This window comes from Streptomyces sp. TBY4 (assembly GCF_024213195.1).
Lineage (GTDB): Bacteria > Actinomycetota > Actinomycetes > Streptomycetales > Streptomycetaceae > Streptomyces.
Map to the genome: position 1 here is coordinate 90721 of NZ_JANAVF010000004.1, position 16161 is coordinate 106881.

The 16161-nt window shown below is 73.6% G+C and carries 15 protein-coding genes; 12 read left to right on the forward strand and 3 right to left on the reverse strand.

Annotation, left to right across the window (positions count from 1 at the left end; translation table 11 throughout):
- Nucleotides 1-162 precede the first annotated feature (162 nt).
- The 6 genes from NLX94_RS11100 to NLX94_RS11125 all read left to right on the forward strand — a co-directional run bounded on the left by NLX94_RS11100 (nt 163) and on the right by NLX94_RS11125 (nt 6537).
- Nucleotides 163-1026: a bifunctional methylenetetrahydrofolate dehydrogenase/methenyltetrahydrofolate cyclohydrolase gene (locus NLX94_RS11100; RefSeq protein ID WP_254382492.1), complete on the forward strand. Its 864-nt coding sequence runs from the start codon at nt 163-165 to the stop codon at nt 1024-1026.
- Nucleotides 1016-1567: a DUF3017 domain-containing protein gene (locus tag NLX94_RS39320; protein ID WP_254382493.1), complete on the forward strand. Its 552-nt coding sequence runs from the start codon at nt 1016-1018 to the stop codon at nt 1565-1567. Before NLX94_RS11100 ends, NLX94_RS39320 begins: the two co-directional genes overlap by 11 nt.
- A gap of 199 nt (nt 1568-1766) precedes the next feature.
- Nucleotides 1767-2756: a malate dehydrogenase gene (locus tag NLX94_RS11110; protein WP_254382494.1), complete on the forward strand. Its 990-nt coding sequence runs from the start codon at nt 1767-1769 to the stop codon at nt 2754-2756.
- 135 nt (nt 2757-2891) lie between these two features.
- Nucleotides 2892-4586: a hypothetical protein gene (locus NLX94_RS11115; RefSeq protein ID WP_254382495.1), complete on the forward strand. Its 1695-nt coding sequence runs from the start codon at nt 2892-2894 to the stop codon at nt 4584-4586.
- Complete coding sequence (locus NLX94_RS11120) at nt 4576-4980, forward strand: hypothetical protein (protein WP_254382496.1); 405 nt, start codon at nt 4576-4578, stop codon at nt 4978-4980. Before NLX94_RS11115 ends, NLX94_RS11120 begins: the two co-directional genes overlap by 11 nt.
- A gap of 834 nt (nt 4981-5814) precedes the next feature.
- Nucleotides 5815-6537 (forward strand): hypothetical protein, encoded by a 723-nt coding sequence (locus NLX94_RS11125; protein ID WP_254382497.1) that lies wholly within the window; start codon nt 5815-5817, stop codon nt 6535-6537.
- Between the two features lie 19 nt (nt 6538-6556).
- Here the strand turns inward: NLX94_RS11125 and NLX94_RS11130 are convergent, their stop codons facing one another.
- On the reverse strand, nt 6557-7048 hold the full coding sequence (locus tag NLX94_RS11130; protein ID WP_254382498.1) for a carboxymuconolactone decarboxylase family protein: 492 nt from the start codon (nt 7046-7048) through the stop codon (nt 6557-6559).
- A gap of 47 nt (nt 7049-7095) precedes the next feature.
- Between NLX94_RS11130 and NLX94_RS11135 the strand changes: the two genes are divergently transcribed.
- Nucleotides 7096-8526: a PLP-dependent aminotransferase family protein gene (locus NLX94_RS11135; protein ID WP_254382499.1), complete on the forward strand. Its 1431-nt coding sequence runs from the start codon at nt 7096-7098 to the stop codon at nt 8524-8526.
- Nucleotides 8527-8641: 115 nt separating this feature from the next.
- Here NLX94_RS11135 and NLX94_RS11140 read toward each other — a convergent pair whose 3' ends face one another.
- Nucleotides 8642-9472: a hypothetical protein gene (locus NLX94_RS11140; protein WP_254382893.1), complete on the reverse strand. Its 831-nt coding sequence runs from the start codon at nt 9470-9472 to the stop codon at nt 8642-8644.
- Between the two features lie 115 nt (nt 9473-9587).
- Between NLX94_RS11140 and NLX94_RS11145 the strand changes: the two genes are divergently transcribed.
- Both NLX94_RS11145 and NLX94_RS11150 read left to right on the forward strand, forming a co-directional pair.
- Entirely contained in the window at nt 9588-9920 is a 333-nt protein-coding gene (locus NLX94_RS11145; protein ID WP_254382500.1) for a hypothetical protein, read from the forward strand.
- Between the two features lie 6 nt (nt 9921-9926).
- Nucleotides 9927-11117, forward strand: a complete 1191-nt coding sequence (locus NLX94_RS11150; protein ID WP_254382501.1) for a glutathionylspermidine synthase family protein — start codon at nt 9927-9929, stop codon at nt 11115-11117.
- Between the two features lie 15 nt (nt 11118-11132).
- Here NLX94_RS11150 and rocD read toward each other — a convergent pair whose 3' ends face one another.
- Nucleotides 11133-12338, reverse strand: coding sequence for an ornithine--oxo-acid transaminase (gene rocD, locus NLX94_RS11155; RefSeq protein WP_254382502.1), 1206 nt, complete (start codon nt 12336-12338; stop codon nt 11133-11135).
- Between the two features lie 235 nt (nt 12339-12573).
- Here rocD and glyA point away from each other — a divergent pair, with 235 nt between their 5' ends.
- The 3 genes from glyA to NLX94_RS11170 all read left to right on the forward strand — a co-directional run bounded on the left by glyA (nt 12574) and on the right by NLX94_RS11170 (nt 16155).
- Nucleotides 12574-13857, forward strand: a complete 1284-nt coding sequence (gene glyA / locus NLX94_RS11160) for a serine hydroxymethyltransferase (protein ID WP_254382503.1) — start codon at nt 12574-12576, stop codon at nt 13855-13857.
- 532 nt (nt 13858-14389) lie between these two features.
- On the forward strand, nt 14390-15403 hold the full coding sequence (gene trpS / locus NLX94_RS11165; protein WP_254382504.1) for a tryptophan--tRNA ligase: 1014 nt from the start codon (nt 14390-14392) through the stop codon (nt 15401-15403).
- Nucleotides 15404-15531: 128 nt separating this feature from the next.
- Complete coding sequence (locus NLX94_RS11170) at nt 15532-16155, forward strand: 2'-5' RNA ligase family protein (protein WP_254382505.1); 624 nt, start codon at nt 15532-15534, stop codon at nt 16153-16155.
- Nucleotides 16156-16161 lie beyond the last annotated feature (6 nt).

Here is a 16161-nt window from a genome sequence, read left to right on the forward strand (position 1 = left end):
GCCGGGCACTTGTTGTGCAAGTGCAACGAACCCGGAACGGGGCGGGGACGAAGCGGCAGCGCGGCGGCAGCGCGGCGGCAGCGTCGCCGGAAACGGCGCCGGTCGGGCCGTGCGGGGGGCCGCGACTGGATCCGCGGCCGCTCCATCCGGGAGGATGGGTCCATGACTGCCCAGATTCTCGACGGCAAGGCCACCGCAGCCGCGATCAAGTCCGAACTGACCGCCCGCGTGGCGGCGCTCAAGGCCCGGGGCATCACCCCGGGCCTCGGCACCCTGCTGGTCGGCGACGACCCGGGCAGCCGCTGGTACGTCAACGGCAAGCACAAGGACTGCGCCGAGGTCGGCATCGCCTCCCTCCAGCGCGAACTGCCCGCGACGGCCTCCCAGGAGGACATCGAGGAGGTCGTGCGGGAGCTGAACGCCAACCCGGAGTGCACCGGCTACATCGTGCAACTCCCGCTTCCCAAGGGCATCGACACCAACCGCGTCCTGGAGCTGATGGACCCGGCGAAGGACGCCGACGGCCTGCACCCGATGTCGCTCGGCAGGCTGGTCCTGAACGAGCCGGGCCCGCTGCCGTGCACCCCGTACGGGATCGTCCAGCTGCTGCGCCACCACGGCGTCGAGATCAACGGCGCGCACGTGGTCGTCCTCGGCCGCGGGATCACCGTCGGCCGGTCCATCGGCCTGCTGCTCACCCGCAAGTCCGAGAACGCCACCGTGACCCTGTGCCACACCGGTACCCGCGACCTCTCCGGACTGCTGCGCCAGGCGGACATCGTCGTCGCGGCGGCCGGCGTGCCGCACCTGGTGAAGCCGGAGGACGTGAAGCCCGGCGCGGCCGTCCTCGACGTCGGCGTCAGCCGCGACGAGAACGGCAAGATCGTCGGGGACGTGCACCCCGGGGTCGCCGACGTGGCCGGCTGGATCTCCCCGAACCCGGGCGGAGTCGGCCCGATGACGCGCGCGCAGCTGCTCGTCAACGTGGTCGAGGCCGCCGAGCGGGCGGTTCCCCGTGCCGGCTGAGCGGGAGCCGCAGCCCGGCGCCGCTCCCGGACCCGGGCCCGCTCCTGCCGAGGCCGGGGCCTCCGCCGCCTCGCGCCCCGTTCCGAGCTGGGCCGGGAAGGGCGACGCCGGCGGGCGGTCCCCGGCGCCCGTGGACGCCGCAGAGCCGGAAGGGGCAAGGTCCCGCCGGTTCCCCTCCGTCACCCGTGACACCGCGCGTCCCGAGGGCGGCGGCCGGGCCGCGCCCGGGGACGCCCCGGCGCCGGCCCGGCAGTGGCCGATGCTGGCCGTCCTCGCCGCGACGGCGGCCGGGCTGCTGTTCACCGCGATGGGCCATCCGCGCGGCGGCTGCCTGCTGATCGGCATCGCGCTGATCGCGGGCTCGGTGATGCGCCGGCTGCTGCCCTCCGTGGGCATGCTCGCGGTGCGCTCCCGCTTCACGGACATGGTCACGTACGGCCTGCTGGGCGTGGCGATCACGCTGCTCGCGCTGGTGATGGAGCCCAAGCCCTGGGTCGACATCCCCTTCCTGGAAACCGCGGTCCGCTTCACGGTCCGCTGAGCCTCCAGGGCCCCGGGCCACCTCCCGGGGACGCCCCGTGTGCCCCGCGCCACACGGGGCGGGGGATTGGGGTGTTCCAGGGTCGGATAGCCTGACCGCGGATGTCTCTTCACGTCAAGATTTACCGGGCCACGGAGCGGCGTCCTCCCAGCACATGGGGCAAGGACGCCCCACCCCCAGCTGCCCAACGGAGAAGGCCATGACCCGCACTCCCGTGAATGTCACCGTCACCGGCGCCGCCGGCCAGATCGGCTACGCGCTGCTCTTCCGCATCGCCTCCGGCCACCTGCTCGGCGCGGACGTGCCGGTCAAGCTCCGTCTTCTGGAGATCCCCCAGGGCATGAAGGCCGCCCAGGGCACCGCCATGGAGCTGGACGACTGCGCCTTCCCGCTGCTCGCCGGCATCGACATCTTCGACGACCCGAACAAGGGCTTCGAGGGTGCCAACGTCGCGCTGCTGGTCGGCGCCCGTCCGCGCACCGCGGGCATGGAGCGCGGTGACCTGCTCTCCGCCAACGGCGGCATCTTCAAGCCGCAGGGCGCCGCGATCAACGCGCACGCCGCGGACGACATCAAGGTCCTGGTCGTGGGCAACCCGGCCAACACCAACGCGCTCATCGCGCAGGCCGCCGCTCCGGACGTACCGGCCGAGCGCTTCACCGCGATGACCCGCCTGGACCACAACCGCGCGATCTCGCAGCTGGCCGCCAAGACCGGCTCCGCCGTCTCCGACATCAAGCGCCTGACCATCTGGGGCAACCACTCGGCGACCCAGTACCCGGACATCTTCCACGCGGAGATCGCCGGCAAGAACGCCGCCGAGCTGGTCAACGACCAGACCTGGCTGTCGGACGAGTTCATCCCGACCGTCGCCAAGCGCGGCGCGGCGATCATCGAGGCCCGTGGCGCGTCCTCGGCCGCCTCGGCCGCCAACGCTGCCATCGACCACGTGCACACGTGGGTCAACGGCACGGCCGCGGGCGACTGGACCTCCATGGGCATCCCGTCGGACGGCTCCTACGGCGTCCCGGAGGGCATCATCTCCTCCTTCCCGGTCACCACCAAGGACGGCCGCTACGAGATCGTCCAGGGCCTGGACATCAACGAGTTCTCCCGTGCGCGCATCGACGCGTCCGTGGCGGAGCTCGTCGAGGAGCGCGACGCGGTGCGCGAGCTCGGCCTGATCTGATCGGTTTCGTACGGCCGGGCCGCGCAGGCCCCCGTACGAGCGGTACGAACACCACAACGCCCCGGCCAAACCTGGCCGGGGCGTTTGGCGTGAATCGTTCTGTCGCCGCATGGAGGGGAACCCTAGGGTCGGTCGGTGACCGAGAATGCGATTCCCCAGCAGCCGGGCGGCAGTTGGGCCGGTCCCCCCGCGGGCCGCCCCCCGGTGCACCCCTCCCTCAGCGAGGCCGGCCGCTTCCTGTGTGCGGGCACGTACCTCGACGCCGGGTACCGCGACCGGGTCATCGACGAGCTGTACGTCCACGAGGAACGGATCGTCGCCCCCTCCTACGGCTACGACGCCTCCCGGGTCCTCGCCCACGCGCTGCGCGCCCGCCGCGCCGAGCTCGGCTGGGCCGCCGGGGTCCTCGGGGCCTGGTTCGTCGGCTCCCTCCTCACGGGCGGGGCCCTCGCCGTATTCGTCCTGCCCTTCCTGCTGCTGAGCCTCGCCGACTGGCTGCGCGCCCGGAACGTCCCGGCGCTCCGCGTGCTGTCGGTGATCCTGCGGATCTACGTCTGGTGGGCGCTGGCCCTCGTCCTGCTGGCCTTCGGATTCGGCGGGTTCGCGCTGCTCAGCCTCCTGGACGGCAGCGGCTTCATGCCCTTCGCCCCTGAGGAGGCGGGCCTCGCCGGCGGCGCCGTCTGGTGGCTTCCGGTGGTCTTCGCCGGAGTGGTCACCGTCGTGGGCCTCCAGCGCGGCCACGTCTTCCGGACCATCGCCACCGACCTCGCCGAGCGCCGCTACGCCGACCACGCGAACGACCAAGCCGAGGCCACCGAGGGGGCCCGCTTCCAGCGGGTCCGCCAGCGCATCAGGGCCGAGCAGCACGCGCCGATGATCATGTACGACGTCAACGACCCGTTCTGCGGGGCGGGTGATCCCTTCCGGCCCTGGCAGCTGTCCGTGGAACTGCGCCCGCGCGAGGACCTCGGCCCGGACCGCAAGCCCGTACCGGTCACCAACGCCCACATCCTGGCGCGGATCGTGCCGCTGCTGGAACGCCTGCGGGTGCCCTCCCCGCACGGTTCCCCGGAGCAGGCCGCCGCCGTGGGCGACCGGCTGCGCGAACTGGTCCTTGACGAGTGCGTGTTCCTGCCCGCGGGCGGGCTCCCGCACCGGGACACCGCGCAGGTCGTGCACGGGCAGTTCGGCGAGCAGCGGGCCGCCGCCATCGAGGAGGGCGGCGAGCGCCGCCGGCACTTCCTGCGCGTGCGGGTGGGCGGCTGGGACGAGAACCTCGTCGTCACCGTCTTCGTACGGGTCCACACGCAGGGCGGGATGATGATGCTGGAGGTCGCCCCGCACGTGCTGCTGCCCGTCCGGACCGACTTCCACAACGCCGACGCGGACGCCCAGCGCTACCGCAACAACAGCGCCCTGGGCAAGGCCGTCTGGGCCCTGCGCAACACCCCCGGCTCCCTCGCGGCCTCCGCGACCACGCTGGGGCGCGGGCTGGCGAGCTGGTGGCGGATCGTCACCGGCGGCCACGGCGGGGCCCGGCCCGAGGGGCCGCGGGTCTCGGTGCGCGAGCTGGCCTCCGAGGACAACGGCTCGCTGTTCCACCTGATGGACCTCGACCGCTTCCTGAAGACGATCCAGGACCGAGTCGTCGGGGGCATCGTCCTCGCGCTCCACGAAGCGGGCTGGCACACCGAGGAGTTCGCGCAGCGCGCGGTCAACGTCGCCGAGGGCGGGGTGTTCATCCAGTCGGTGAACCACAGCGCGTTCAGCATCGGCGGCAGCAACAACACCAACAGCACCAAGGGCAAGGGGAGCACCGGTGGCAACTGAAAACGGCGGTACGGGTACGGGTACGGGCGCGGCCGGGCAGGAGCCCGCGGTCCGCATCGGCGAGGTCACGGGCAGCGCGTTCAGCATCGGCGGCAGCAACCACACCAACACCGTGCACCACGGGGGAGCGGCCGCGGACACCGTCGGTCCGCAGGAACTCCTCGACGCCGTACTGGAGCTCCGCGCGGCCCTCGTACGCCTGCCGCGCGGCGCGGACAGGACGGCGCTCGACGCCGAACTGGACGGGGTCGCGGAGGGCCTGGAGGGCGCCGCGGACATCCGCCCCGGCCTGGCCCCCCGGCTCCGTGGGGCCCTGGAACGCTGGGCCCCGCTGGTGGAGTCGGTCAGCGCCGCCACCGCCCTGGCCGGCCTCCTGACCACCCTGGGAGCCTGACCCGTGCCCCCGCAGAACACCCCCCACTGGGACCCCACAACCCAACGCTGGATCACCACCCCGAACCCGACCCCACCCAGGCCCCAGACACCACCCCCGACCCCGTCTCCGGCTCAGGCTCCGGGCCCGGCTCAGGGTCAGGGCCCGGCTCAGGGTCAGGACCCGGCTCCGGGTCAGGGCCCGGCTCCAGCTCCGGTCCCGGCTCCGGGCTACGACCCGGCCTCCGGGCCACCACCGGCGACTCCGGCTCCCAGCTCAGATGGGGCCCCTGAGCCGCAGCAGCGGCCAGGCCAGGGCTCGCCCGCGGGCTCAGCCCCGGCTCCGGGCTATGACCCGGCCTTCGCGCCGCCACCGGCGACTCCGGCTCCCAGCTCCGATCCGGCCCCTGAGCCGCAGCCGCCGGCCTCGGGCCAGGGCCAGGGTTCGACCTCGGGACAGGGCTCGGCCTCGGGTGCAGCCCCGGCCCCGGCCCCGGGCTCCGGCCCGGTCGTCGGGTCGCCGCCGGCGCCTGCTTCCGGGCCGGGGGCTGCGTCCGCGCAGGGTTACTACCCGGCTCCCGGGGCGCCGCAGGCGACCCCGATCCCGGCTCCGGCTCCGGGTTACGACCCGCTTTCCGGGGCGGCGCCTGCGGCTGCCCCGGTCTACGGCCCGGGCCCCGGCCCGGCTCCGGCGCCGGGGTACCCCCCGGCCGCGGGTCCGGGCCCGGGCCCCGGCCCGGCTCCGGCGCCGGGGTACCCCCCGGCCGCGGGTCCGGTGCCCGGGTACGGGCCGGGGGCGGCGGGGGCGCAGGATACGTACACCTACCCGTACCCCGCGTATCCGCACGCGCAGCCGGTGCACACCGACCCGCCCCGGCCCGCGCGGGCCGGCGGGCGGTGGCTGACGCCGACCACGGCGGCCGTCGCCGTGGCGGCGCTCGCGATCGGCGCGGCCACGGTGTGGTTCGTGGCGCGGGATTCCGGCGAGCAGCCGCCGGCACAGGCGGGGCCGCCCGCGTCCAGCGCCCCAGCCGGCGGGGACGCCGTGGGCACGCCCGAGTCCACGGAGGAGCCCACCCGCTCCCCATCGCCGACGGGCACCGGCAGCCCCACCGCCACACCCAGCCCGAGCGGTAGCGACACCGCCCACGAGACGGTGAGCGACCCGAAGGGCTTCACCATCGCCGTGCCCTCCGGATGGCTCCGGGAGGACGGCACGACGGGAGTCTTCTACCGCTCTCCCGACCGCGCCGCCCTGGTCCAGATCTTCCAGGTGAGCGAGCCCGGACTGACCCCGCTCGCCGCGGTCCAGGGGGCTTCCACCTACTTGCGCGCCCAGACCACCGGCTACCAGGAGATCCGCGTGGGCGCGGCCCAGGGCGCCCCCGAGGGCGGCGAGCTGGTCTACGAGTACGACAGCGCGGAATCGCACGGCCGGCGCCGTGGCGTGGAACGGGTCTTCGTCGCGCAGGACGGCAAGAAGTGGGCCGTCCTGACGGCCGGCCCGGCGGGCGAGTGGACCCTCACCCAGGCCCACCACAAGGCCGCCCTGGCCGCCTTCCGCCCCGCGGGCGGCTGACGGGCGGGCGGCCGGTCGCCTACTTGTTGTACATCCCCGGGGTGTAGTGCCCCGGGGTCAGGCGCGTGGTGACGCCGATGCGGTTCCAGACGTTGATCGCGGCGATCAGGGCGATCACCTGGGCCAGTTCCTTCTCCTCGAAGTGCCGCGCGGCCCGCTCGTAGACCTCGTCGGGCACGAAACCGTCCGTCAGGACGGTCACCGCCTCCGTCAGTTCGATCGCGGCGAGCTCCTTCTCCGTGTAGAAGTGCCGCGACTCCTCCCAGGCGCCGAGCAGCAGCAGCCGCTCCACGTCCTCGCCCGCCGCGAGGGCGTCCTTGGAGTGCATGTCGATGCAGAAGGCGCAGTGGTTGATCTGCGAGGCGCGCAGCTTGACCAGCTCGACCAGGGCCGGGTCCAGTCCCTTGGCGGCGGCCGCGTCCAGGGCCACCGCGGCCCGGTAGAACTCCGGTGCGAGCTTCGCCAGCTGCATGCGGGGGGTGTGCTCGGGTGCCTTCTCGGTGTGGTTCATGGAAGCCAGCCTAGGAGCCGGGCGGCCCGCGGATATGGTCCATCTCCATGACGGAATCGTGGGCCACTTTCGGCGCCGACCTGCATCTGGAACCGGTCCCGGGGCGCGGTGTCCGGGCCGGGCTGGCCGAAGCGCTGCGCGAGGCCGCGCGCAGCGGGCGGCTGGCCCCGGGGACCCGGCTGCCGTCCTCGCGGTCGCTCGCGGTGGACCTCGGGATCGCCCGCAACACCGTCGCCGAGGCCTACGCCGAACTCGTCGCCGAAGGCTGGCTGACCGCGCGCCGGGGCTCCGGGACCCGGGTCGCGGAGCGGGCCCGCATCGGGGCCGGGGCCGGGACCGGGGCCGGGGTGCGGCGGCCCGCGGCGGCCGTACCCGTACGGCGCCCCGTGCGCGCGCAGACCTCGTACAGCCTGAAGCCCGGTTCCCCGGACCTGGGCGGCTTCCCGCGCGCCGCCTGGCTGACGGCGGCCCGGCGGGCGCTGACCCGGGCCCCGAACGAGGCCTTCGGGTACGCCGACCCGCGCGGCCGTGTCGAGCTGCGCGAGGCGCTCGCCGGGTACCTGGCGCGGGCCCGCGGGGTGTACGCGGACCCGGAGCACATCGTGCTGTGCGCGGGCTTCGGCCAGGGCCTGCTGCTGCTCGCGAGGACGCTGCGGGCGCGCCGGATCCGGGAGATCGCGGTGGAGGGGTACGGGCTGGACGTGCACCGGGACCTGCTGGCCGGCGCCGGGCTGCGGACGCGGCCGCTGGTGGTGGACGGGGAGGGGGCCCGCACCACCGGGCTGGCCGGCGCCGGTCCGGGCGTCGGGGCGGTCCTGCTGACGCCGGCGCACCAGTTCCCGACGGGCGCCGCGCTGACGCCCGGGCGGCGGGCGGCGGCGGTGGACTGGGCGCGGTCCACGGGCGGGCTGATCCTGGAGGACGACTACGACGGGGAGTTCCGCTACGACCGCCAGCCGGTGGGCGCGCTCCAGGGTCTGGACCCGGACCGGGTGGTCTACCTGGGCACGGCGTCGAAATCCCTGGCGCCGGGGCTGCGCATGGGCTGGATGGTGGTGCCGGGGCCGCTGATGGACGAGGTGCTCGCGGTGAAGGGGCCGGCCGACTGGAACTCCGGCGCGCTGGACCAGCTGACGCTCGCCGAGTTCATCCGGGCGGGGGCGTACGACCGGCACGTGCGGGAGATGCGGCTGCGGTACCGGCGGCGGCGCGACGAGCTGGTGGCGGCCGTGGGGGAGCGGGCGGTGGTCTCCGGCATCGCTGCCGGGCTGCACGCGGTGCTGGACCTTCCGGCGGGCGGGGAGCGGGCGGCCCTGCGGGCGGCCGCCTGGCAGGATCTGGGGCTGCTGCCGCTGTCGTTCTTCCGGCATCCGGATGCGGTGATGCCCTCGCGGGAGGCCCTGGTCGTGGGCTTCGGGACCCCGACCCAGAGCGCCTGGGCCCCGACCCTGGCAGCCCTGATCGCTGCGCTCCCGTGAAGGCACCCTGCGGGGCCGTCCCCTACCCGCCCTTCCCCCGTTCCCCGGGCGCTGCCCGGACCCCGGTCCTCAAGCGCCGGACGGGCTGGATGTGGCCGCGTCGGCCCGCACGTGGTCAGGGGCTCCGTTGCTGCGCCGGGGGTTCGCCGAAGCGGGCCAGGGCCAGGGAGCCGGCTACGGCTACCGCGAAGCCCGTGATCGCCAGCCAGGTCAGGCCCTCGCGGGTGCGATCGCCGAGCCAGGCCACGCCCACCACCGCCGGGCCGATCGTTTCGCCCAGCACCATCCCGGCCGTCGCCACCGTCACCGAGCCCCGCGCCAGCGCCGAGGTGAGGAGGAGGAACGCCGCGCCGCCGCCGAGGAGGAGGGCGTAGAACGCCGGGTTGGAGAGGGCGGAGAGCGAGATGTCGTCGATGAGGCGGACCGCCACCTCCACGACTCCGAAGCCCGTGCCGGCGGCCAGACCCAGCGTCAGGGCCCGGCTGCGGTCCGGGAGCCGGCCCGCCACGGCCCCGACCACGAGGATCAGCCCCGCCACCGCCAGCAGCCCCAGTTTCAGTGCGAGCGTGCCCCGGCCCGAGCCCTCCTCCCCGGAGGCGAGCCCGAGCATCAGCAGCCCCGCGCAGACCACCGCGACCGCGCCCCACTCCGTCCGGCTCAGCCGCACCCGCAGCAGCCGCGCCGCGACCACCGCGGTCACCGCGAGGCTGGCCGCGAGGGCCGCGCCCACCGCGTAGATCGGGATGTGCCGCAGGGCGATGATCTGGAGGACGAAGCCGACCCCGTCGAGCCCGAGCCCGGCGAGATAGCGCCACTGGCGCAGCGCCCGCAGGAAGAGCGCGGCGTCGACCCCGGAGCCCGTCCCCGGCTCCGCCGCCCGCGCGGCCACCGCCTGCAGGACCGACGCCGTGCCGAAGCACACCGCCGCACCGAGCGCGCAAACCATCCCAATCAGCACGAACCGACTCTAGGTCACCGATCCCACGTCGGCCGGATTCCGTCGGCCGGGGCGGCCGTTCTAGTCTGTGCGCAGCCGGCCACCCAGGGGGAGCGAACAGTCCATGGACAGCAGCACCAGCAGCAGCACCAGCAGTAGCACCGACAGCGCGCGCACCAAGCGCCGCATGCGCTCCGGCACCGTCGCACTCGGCGGCATGGGCCTGCTCGCCGCGGCCCTGGTCGCCTGCGGAAGCAGCAACGAGCCCGACAAGCGCTGCGCGGACCGCGCCACCCTGGAGAAGCTGAACACCAAGGAGTGCAAGAGCGGCGGCCGCGGCTCGTACTACTACGGCGGCACCGTCACGAAGAACAAGGTCAGCGGCGGCAGCTTCGACAAGTCGGCCGTCACCCGCGGCGGCATCGGCGGCAGCCACAGCAGTTCCTCGGGCGGCTGATCAGGCATGGAGCGCCACACCATCGAGCCCCGCCCCGACTGGCAGAAGACCGTCGAGGAGCAGGGGCTGATCTACCCCCTGACCCGCTACCCCGACGACTCCCTGCGCCCCTACTGGGACGAGAGCGCGTACTACTCCTTCACCCTCCCCGAGGTGGAGGCGCTGGAGAACGTCGTCGAGGAGCTGCACGCCATGTGCCTGGCGGCGGCCCAGCACATCGTCGACCACGACCGCTTCGCCGACCTCGGCATCACCGACCCGAAGCTCGCCGCGCTGATCGCCGAGTCCTGGCGGCGCCGCGCCGAACAGCCCTCGCTCTACGGCCGCTTCGACCTGCGCTACGAAGGCACCGGCAGCCCCGCCAAGCTGCTGGAGTACAACGCCGACACCCCCACCTCCCTCGTGGAGGCGGCCAGCCCGCAGTGGTTCTGGATGGAGGAGCGCTTCCCCGGCGCCGACCAGTGGAACTCCCTCCACGAGCGGCTCGTCGACGCCTGGCGCCGTCAGGCGGAGCTGCTGCCGCCCGGCCCGGTCCACTTCGCGCACTCCGAGACCGACGAGCTCGGCGAGGACCTGATGACGGTCGCCTACCTCCAGGAGACCGCCGAGCAGGCCGGCCTCGACACGCGGGAGCTGTCGGTGGAGCGGATCGGCTGGGACGCCTTGTCCGGCCGGTTCGTGGACGAGAAGCTCGGCTTCATCCGCGCGATCTTCAAGCTCTACCCGTGGGAGTGGCTGGCCACCGACGAGTTCGCCCCGCAGGTCCTCGGCACGTACGACCACGGCGGCGGCTCCGGCACCACCGCCTGGATCGAGCCGCTGTGGAAGATGCTGCTCTCCAACAAGGCGCTGCTGGCGGTCCTGTGGGAGCTCTTCCCGGAGCACCCGAACCTGCTGCCCGCCTACCTGGACGGTCCGCGCGAACTCGCCACCACCACCGGCTTCGCGGCGAAGCCGCTGCTGGGCCGCGAGGGAGCGGGCGTCACCCTGCACCCGGTCGGCGGCGAGCCGTTCGTACCGGAGCAGGACGAGACGTACGTCTTCCAGGGCCTCGCCCCGCTGCCCGACTTCGACGGCAACCGGGTGGTGCTCGGCGCGTGGGTCGTGGAGGACGAGTCGGCGGGCCTCGGCATCCGCGAATCGGCGGGGCCGGTCACGGACGAGTACGCCCGCTTCCTGCCCCACGTCATCCTCTGAGCCTTGCGATGACGGCTAGGCGCCGAGGACCGACCTGAGCTGGTCCAGCCCCCAGTCCAGGTCCTCCTTGGAGATCACCAGCGGCGGCGCGATCCGGATGGTCGAGCCGTGGGTGTCCTTGACCAGCACCCCGAGCTCCATCAGCTTCTCGGAGATCTCCCGGCCGGTGCCGCGCGCCGGGTCGATGTCCACGCCCGCCCACAGCCCGCGGCCCCGTACGGCGGTCACCGCGCCGCCGCCCACCAGCAGGTTCAGCTCCCGGTGCAGGTGGTCGCCGAGCTCGGTGGCGCGCCGCTGGTACTCGCCGGTGCGCAGCATCGCGACGACCTCCAGGGCGACGGCGCAGGCCAGCGGGTTGCCGCCGAAGGTGGAGCCGTGCTCGCCCGGCCTGAACACGCCGAGCACGTCCAGGTCGGCCACCACCGCCGACACGGGCACGACCCCGCCGCCGAGCGCCTTGCCGAGGATGTACACGTCGGGAACGACCCCCTCGTGCTCGCACGCGAAGGTCCTGCCGGTGCGGCCCAGGCCCGACTGGATCTCGTCGGCCATGAACAGGACGTTCCGCTCGCGCGTCAGTTCCCGAACGCCCTTCAGGTATCCGGCGGGCGGCACGAGCACGCCGGCCTCGCCCTGGATCGGCTCCAGCAGCACGGCGACGGTGTTGGAGGTGACGGCGTGGGCGAGGGCGGTGAGGTCCCCGTACGGGACGATCTCGAAGCCGGGGGTGTACGGGCCGAAGTGGTCGCGGGCCTCGTGGTCGGTGGAGAAGGACACGATGGTCGTGGTCCGGCCGTGGAAGTTGTCGGCCGCCACCACGATCTTGGCGTGGCCGTCCGGTACGCCCTTGACCTCGTACCCCCACTTGCGGGCGGTCTTCACCGCCGTCTCCACGGCCTCCGCGCCGGTGTTCATGGGCAGGACGGCTTCCTTGCCGCACAGCGCCGCGAGCTCGGTACAGAAGTCCGCGAAGCGGTCGTGGTGGAAGGCGCGGGAGGTGAGGGTGACCCGCTCCAGCTGGGCGCGGGCGGCGTCGAGCAGCCGGCGGTTGCCGTGGCCGAAGTTCAGGGCGGAGTAGCCCGCGAGCATGTCGAGGTAGCGGCGGCCCTCCACGTCGGTCATCCACGCGCCCTCCGCGGTGGCGACGACGACGGGCAGGGGGTGGTAGTTGTGCGCGCTGTGCGCGTCGGCGGAGCGGATGGCATCAGCAGTTGTCGACACGGGGTCTCCGATCGTCCGTCAAGCCGGTGACGAGGGTGGCGTCACTTTCCATCCTCGCTCGAATACCGGACGGAGAAACCTTTCTCGCGGCGCGCCCGCTAGGGTGTCGGACACGCACGGCGACTGGCGCACGGAGAACCAACTCCGGGGGAACCGCGCGCGCACGACCGCATTCAGGGCCGCTCGCCTGGGCCTCGCGGGGACGAGACCAGACATCGACCCCGGAGGAGCCGCCATGAGCGCGAACCACCACCACCCGTACCGCCACCCCGCCCTGCTCGCGACCGACCCCGAGCTGGCGTCCTTCGTGGCCGCCGAGGAAACCCTCCAGGCCGAGACCCTCCGCCTCATCCCGAGCGAGAACTACGTGTCCGCGGCCGTACTGGAGGCCTCCGGCACGGTGCTGCAGAACAAGTACAGCGAGGGCTACCCGGGCCGCCGCTACTACGAGGGCCAGCAGAACATCGACCGCGTCGAGGCGCTGGCCGTCGAGCGGGCGAAGGGCCTCTTCGGCGTCGACCACGCCAACGTGCAGCCGTACTCCGGCTCGCCCGCCAACCTCGCCGTCTACCTGGCCTTCGCGAAGCCCGGCGACACCGTGATGGGCATGGCGCTGCCGATGGGCGGGCACCTCACGCACGGCTGGGGGGTCTCGGCGACGGGCTCCTGGTTCCGGGGCGTGCAGTACGGGGTCCAGGCGGAGACGGGCCTGATCGACTACGACGCGGTACGGGACCTCGCGCTCGCGGAGCGGCCCAAGCTGATCTTCTGCGGCGGTACGGCGCTCCCGCGCACCATCGACTTCGAGGCCTTCGCCTCGATCGCGAAGGAGGCGGGCTCGGTCCTGGTCGCCGACGTCGCGCACATCGCCGGCCTGATCGCGGGCGGGGCGCACCCCTCCCCGGCGGGTCACGTGGACGTCATCTCGACGACCACGCACAAGACCCTGCGCGGTCCGCGCGGCGCGATGCTGATGTGCCGCGAGGAGCACGCGAAGGCCATCGACAAGGCGGTCTTCCCCGGCCTCCAGGGCGGCCCGCACAACCAGACGACGGCCGGCATCGCGGTCGCCCTCCACGAGGCGGCGCAGCCCTCCTTCGTGTCGTACGCGCACGCGGTGGTCGCCAACGCGAAGGCGCTGGCCGCGGCGCTGCTGGAGCGGGGCTTCGACCTCGTCTCGGGCGGTACGGACAACCACCTGATCCTGATCGACCTCACGGGGAAGTCGGTGTCCGGCAAGATCGCGGCGAAGGCGCTGGACCGGGCGGGGATCGTCGTGAACTACAACACGGTGCCGTTCGACCCGCGCAAGCCGTTCGACCCGTCGGGCATCCGGATCGGTACGCCGTCGCTGACGTCGCGGGGGTTGTCCGTCTCCCACATGCCGGTGGTCGCCGACTGGATCGCGGGGGCCGTTGCGGCGGCCGCCAAGGGTGACGAAGCCGCCCTCGGCGCGATTCGCGCGGAGGTCGCCGCCCTCATGTCCGCCTTCCCGGCCCCGGGCCTCCCGCAGTCCTGACCCGCCCGGGTCGGAGTCTGCTCCCCGGCGGGCCCGCCCCGCCCGGGCCGGAGGCTACTCCCCGGCGGGGCCGCCCTGCCCGGGGTCGGGGGCATCTCCCTGGCGGGGCTGCCCCTGCCCGGGAGCGGGGGACCGGCTCGCCCCTGCGGGGGCTGTCCCCTACCCGCCCTTCCACCGTTCCCCGGGGCTCCGCCCCGGACCCCCCTGGGGCTCCGCCCCAGACCCCGCGCCTCAAACGCCGGCGAGGCTGGGTTGATCCAGCCCCTCCGGCGTTTGAGGAGCGGGGGTCCGGGGGCTGGCCCCCGGGAACGGCGCCGCGCGGGCACGCCCACGCCCGGCGCTGACCCCGGCTGCGCGCAGCGGTGGTCGGTCGGTGCCGGGAGGAGGGAAAGCGGTCGCTCGGCCGAGGCAAGATCCGGACGGGGCGCTACCGCCGGGTACCCGGGCGGGGGCCGGGCGGCCCCGCGGGGACCCGCCCGGTTCCGGCCAGCGGCGGCGCCGAGCCCGGTGCCGCACCTGAGAGAATGGGGCCATGGCTTCTGATCGTCCTCGCGCGCTCTCCGGCATCCAGCCCACCTCCGGTTCGTTCCACCTCGGGAACTACCTCGGAGCCATCCGGCAGTACGTCGCCCTCCAGGAGACGCACGACGCCTTCTACATGGTCGTCGACCTGCACGCGATCACCATGCCGCAGGATCCGAAGGATCTCCGCGCCAATACCCGGCTGTCCGCCGCGCAGCTCCTCGCCGCCGGTCTCGACCCCGAGCGCTGCACGCTCTTCATCCAGAGCCACGTGCCCGAGCACGCGCAGCTCGGCTGGGTCATGAACTGCATCACCGGTTTCGGCGAGGCCAGCCGGATGACCCAGTTCAAGGACAAGTCCGCGAAGAGCGGCGCCAACAACGCCACCGTCGGCCTGTTCACGTACCCGATCCTCCAGGTCGCCGACATCCTGCTCTACCAGGCGAACTCGGTCCCCGTCGGCGAGGACCAGCGCCAGCACATCGAGCTGACCCGCGACCTCGCCGAGCGCTTCAACCAGCGCTTCGGCCAGACCTTCACCCTCCCCGCCGCGCACATCGTCAAGGAGGTCGCGAAGATCTACGACCTCCAGGACCCGGCGATCAAGATGTCGAAGTCGGCGTCGTCCCCCAAGGGCCTGATCAACCTCCTCGACGAGCCCAAGGCCACCGAGAAGAAGATCAAGAGCGCGGTCACCGACACCGAGGCCGTGGTCCGCTTCGACACCGAGAACAAGCCCGGCGTCAGCAACCTGCTCACGATCTACTCCACCCTCACGGGGGAGTCGATCCCCGCGCTGGAGGCCGCGTACGAGGGCAAGGGCTACGGCGCGCTCAAGACCGACCTGGCCGGCGTGATGGTCGATTTCGTCACACCCTTCAAGCAGCGCACCCAGGAGTACCTGGACGATCCGGAGACCCTGGATTCCCTGCTGGCCAAGGGCGCGGAGAAGGCCAGGGCGGTCGCCGCCGAGACCCTGGCGCAGGCCTACGACCACCTCGGTTTCCTCCCCGCGAAGCACTGACGGGCACCGAAGAGAAAGAGGGCCCTGGCGATCTGGGGGGTGCTGCCGCCACACTGGGGCGGCAGCACTCGTGCGACGCACACGCGGAGCACAGACCACGCACAGGACTACAGGCGGAGGAGAGCTACGTGGGGACCGTAACGCTCGGCGTTTCGATCGCGGTCCCGGAGCCGTACGGCAGCAGCCTTCAGGAGCTGCGCGCCGGCTTCGGGGACGCCGCCGCGCACGGCATTCCCACGCACGTCACGCTCGTGCCGCCGACGGAGGTGGCCGCGGAGCGGCTGCCCGCGATCCGCGCCCACCTGGCGGAGGTCGCGGCCGCCGGCCGCTCCTTCGTGATGCGGCTGGCCGGCACGGGCACCTTCCGTCCGCTCTCGCCGGTGGTCTTCGTCCAGGTCGTCGAGGGCGGGCCCGGCTGCACCCGGCTGCAGGGCCAGGTCCGCGACCCCGAGGGGCCGCTCAGCCGGGAGCTCTCCTTCCCGTACCACCCGCACGTCACGGTCGCCCACGGGATCTCCGAGGAGGCGATGGACCTGGCGTTCAGCACCCTCGCCGATTACGCGGCGGAGTGGGTCTGCTCCGGGTTCGCCCTCTACGAGCAGGGCTCGGACGGGGTCTGGCGCAAGCTGCGGGAGTATCCGTTCGGCAGCGGGGCGGGCGGTGGGGCGAGCGCCGTGCCGGCGCAGCTCGGCTCGGTGACGGACAGCAGTGCGGCGGCCGCCGCGGGCGAGGCGACCGTACGCCGTTCCTGACGCAGG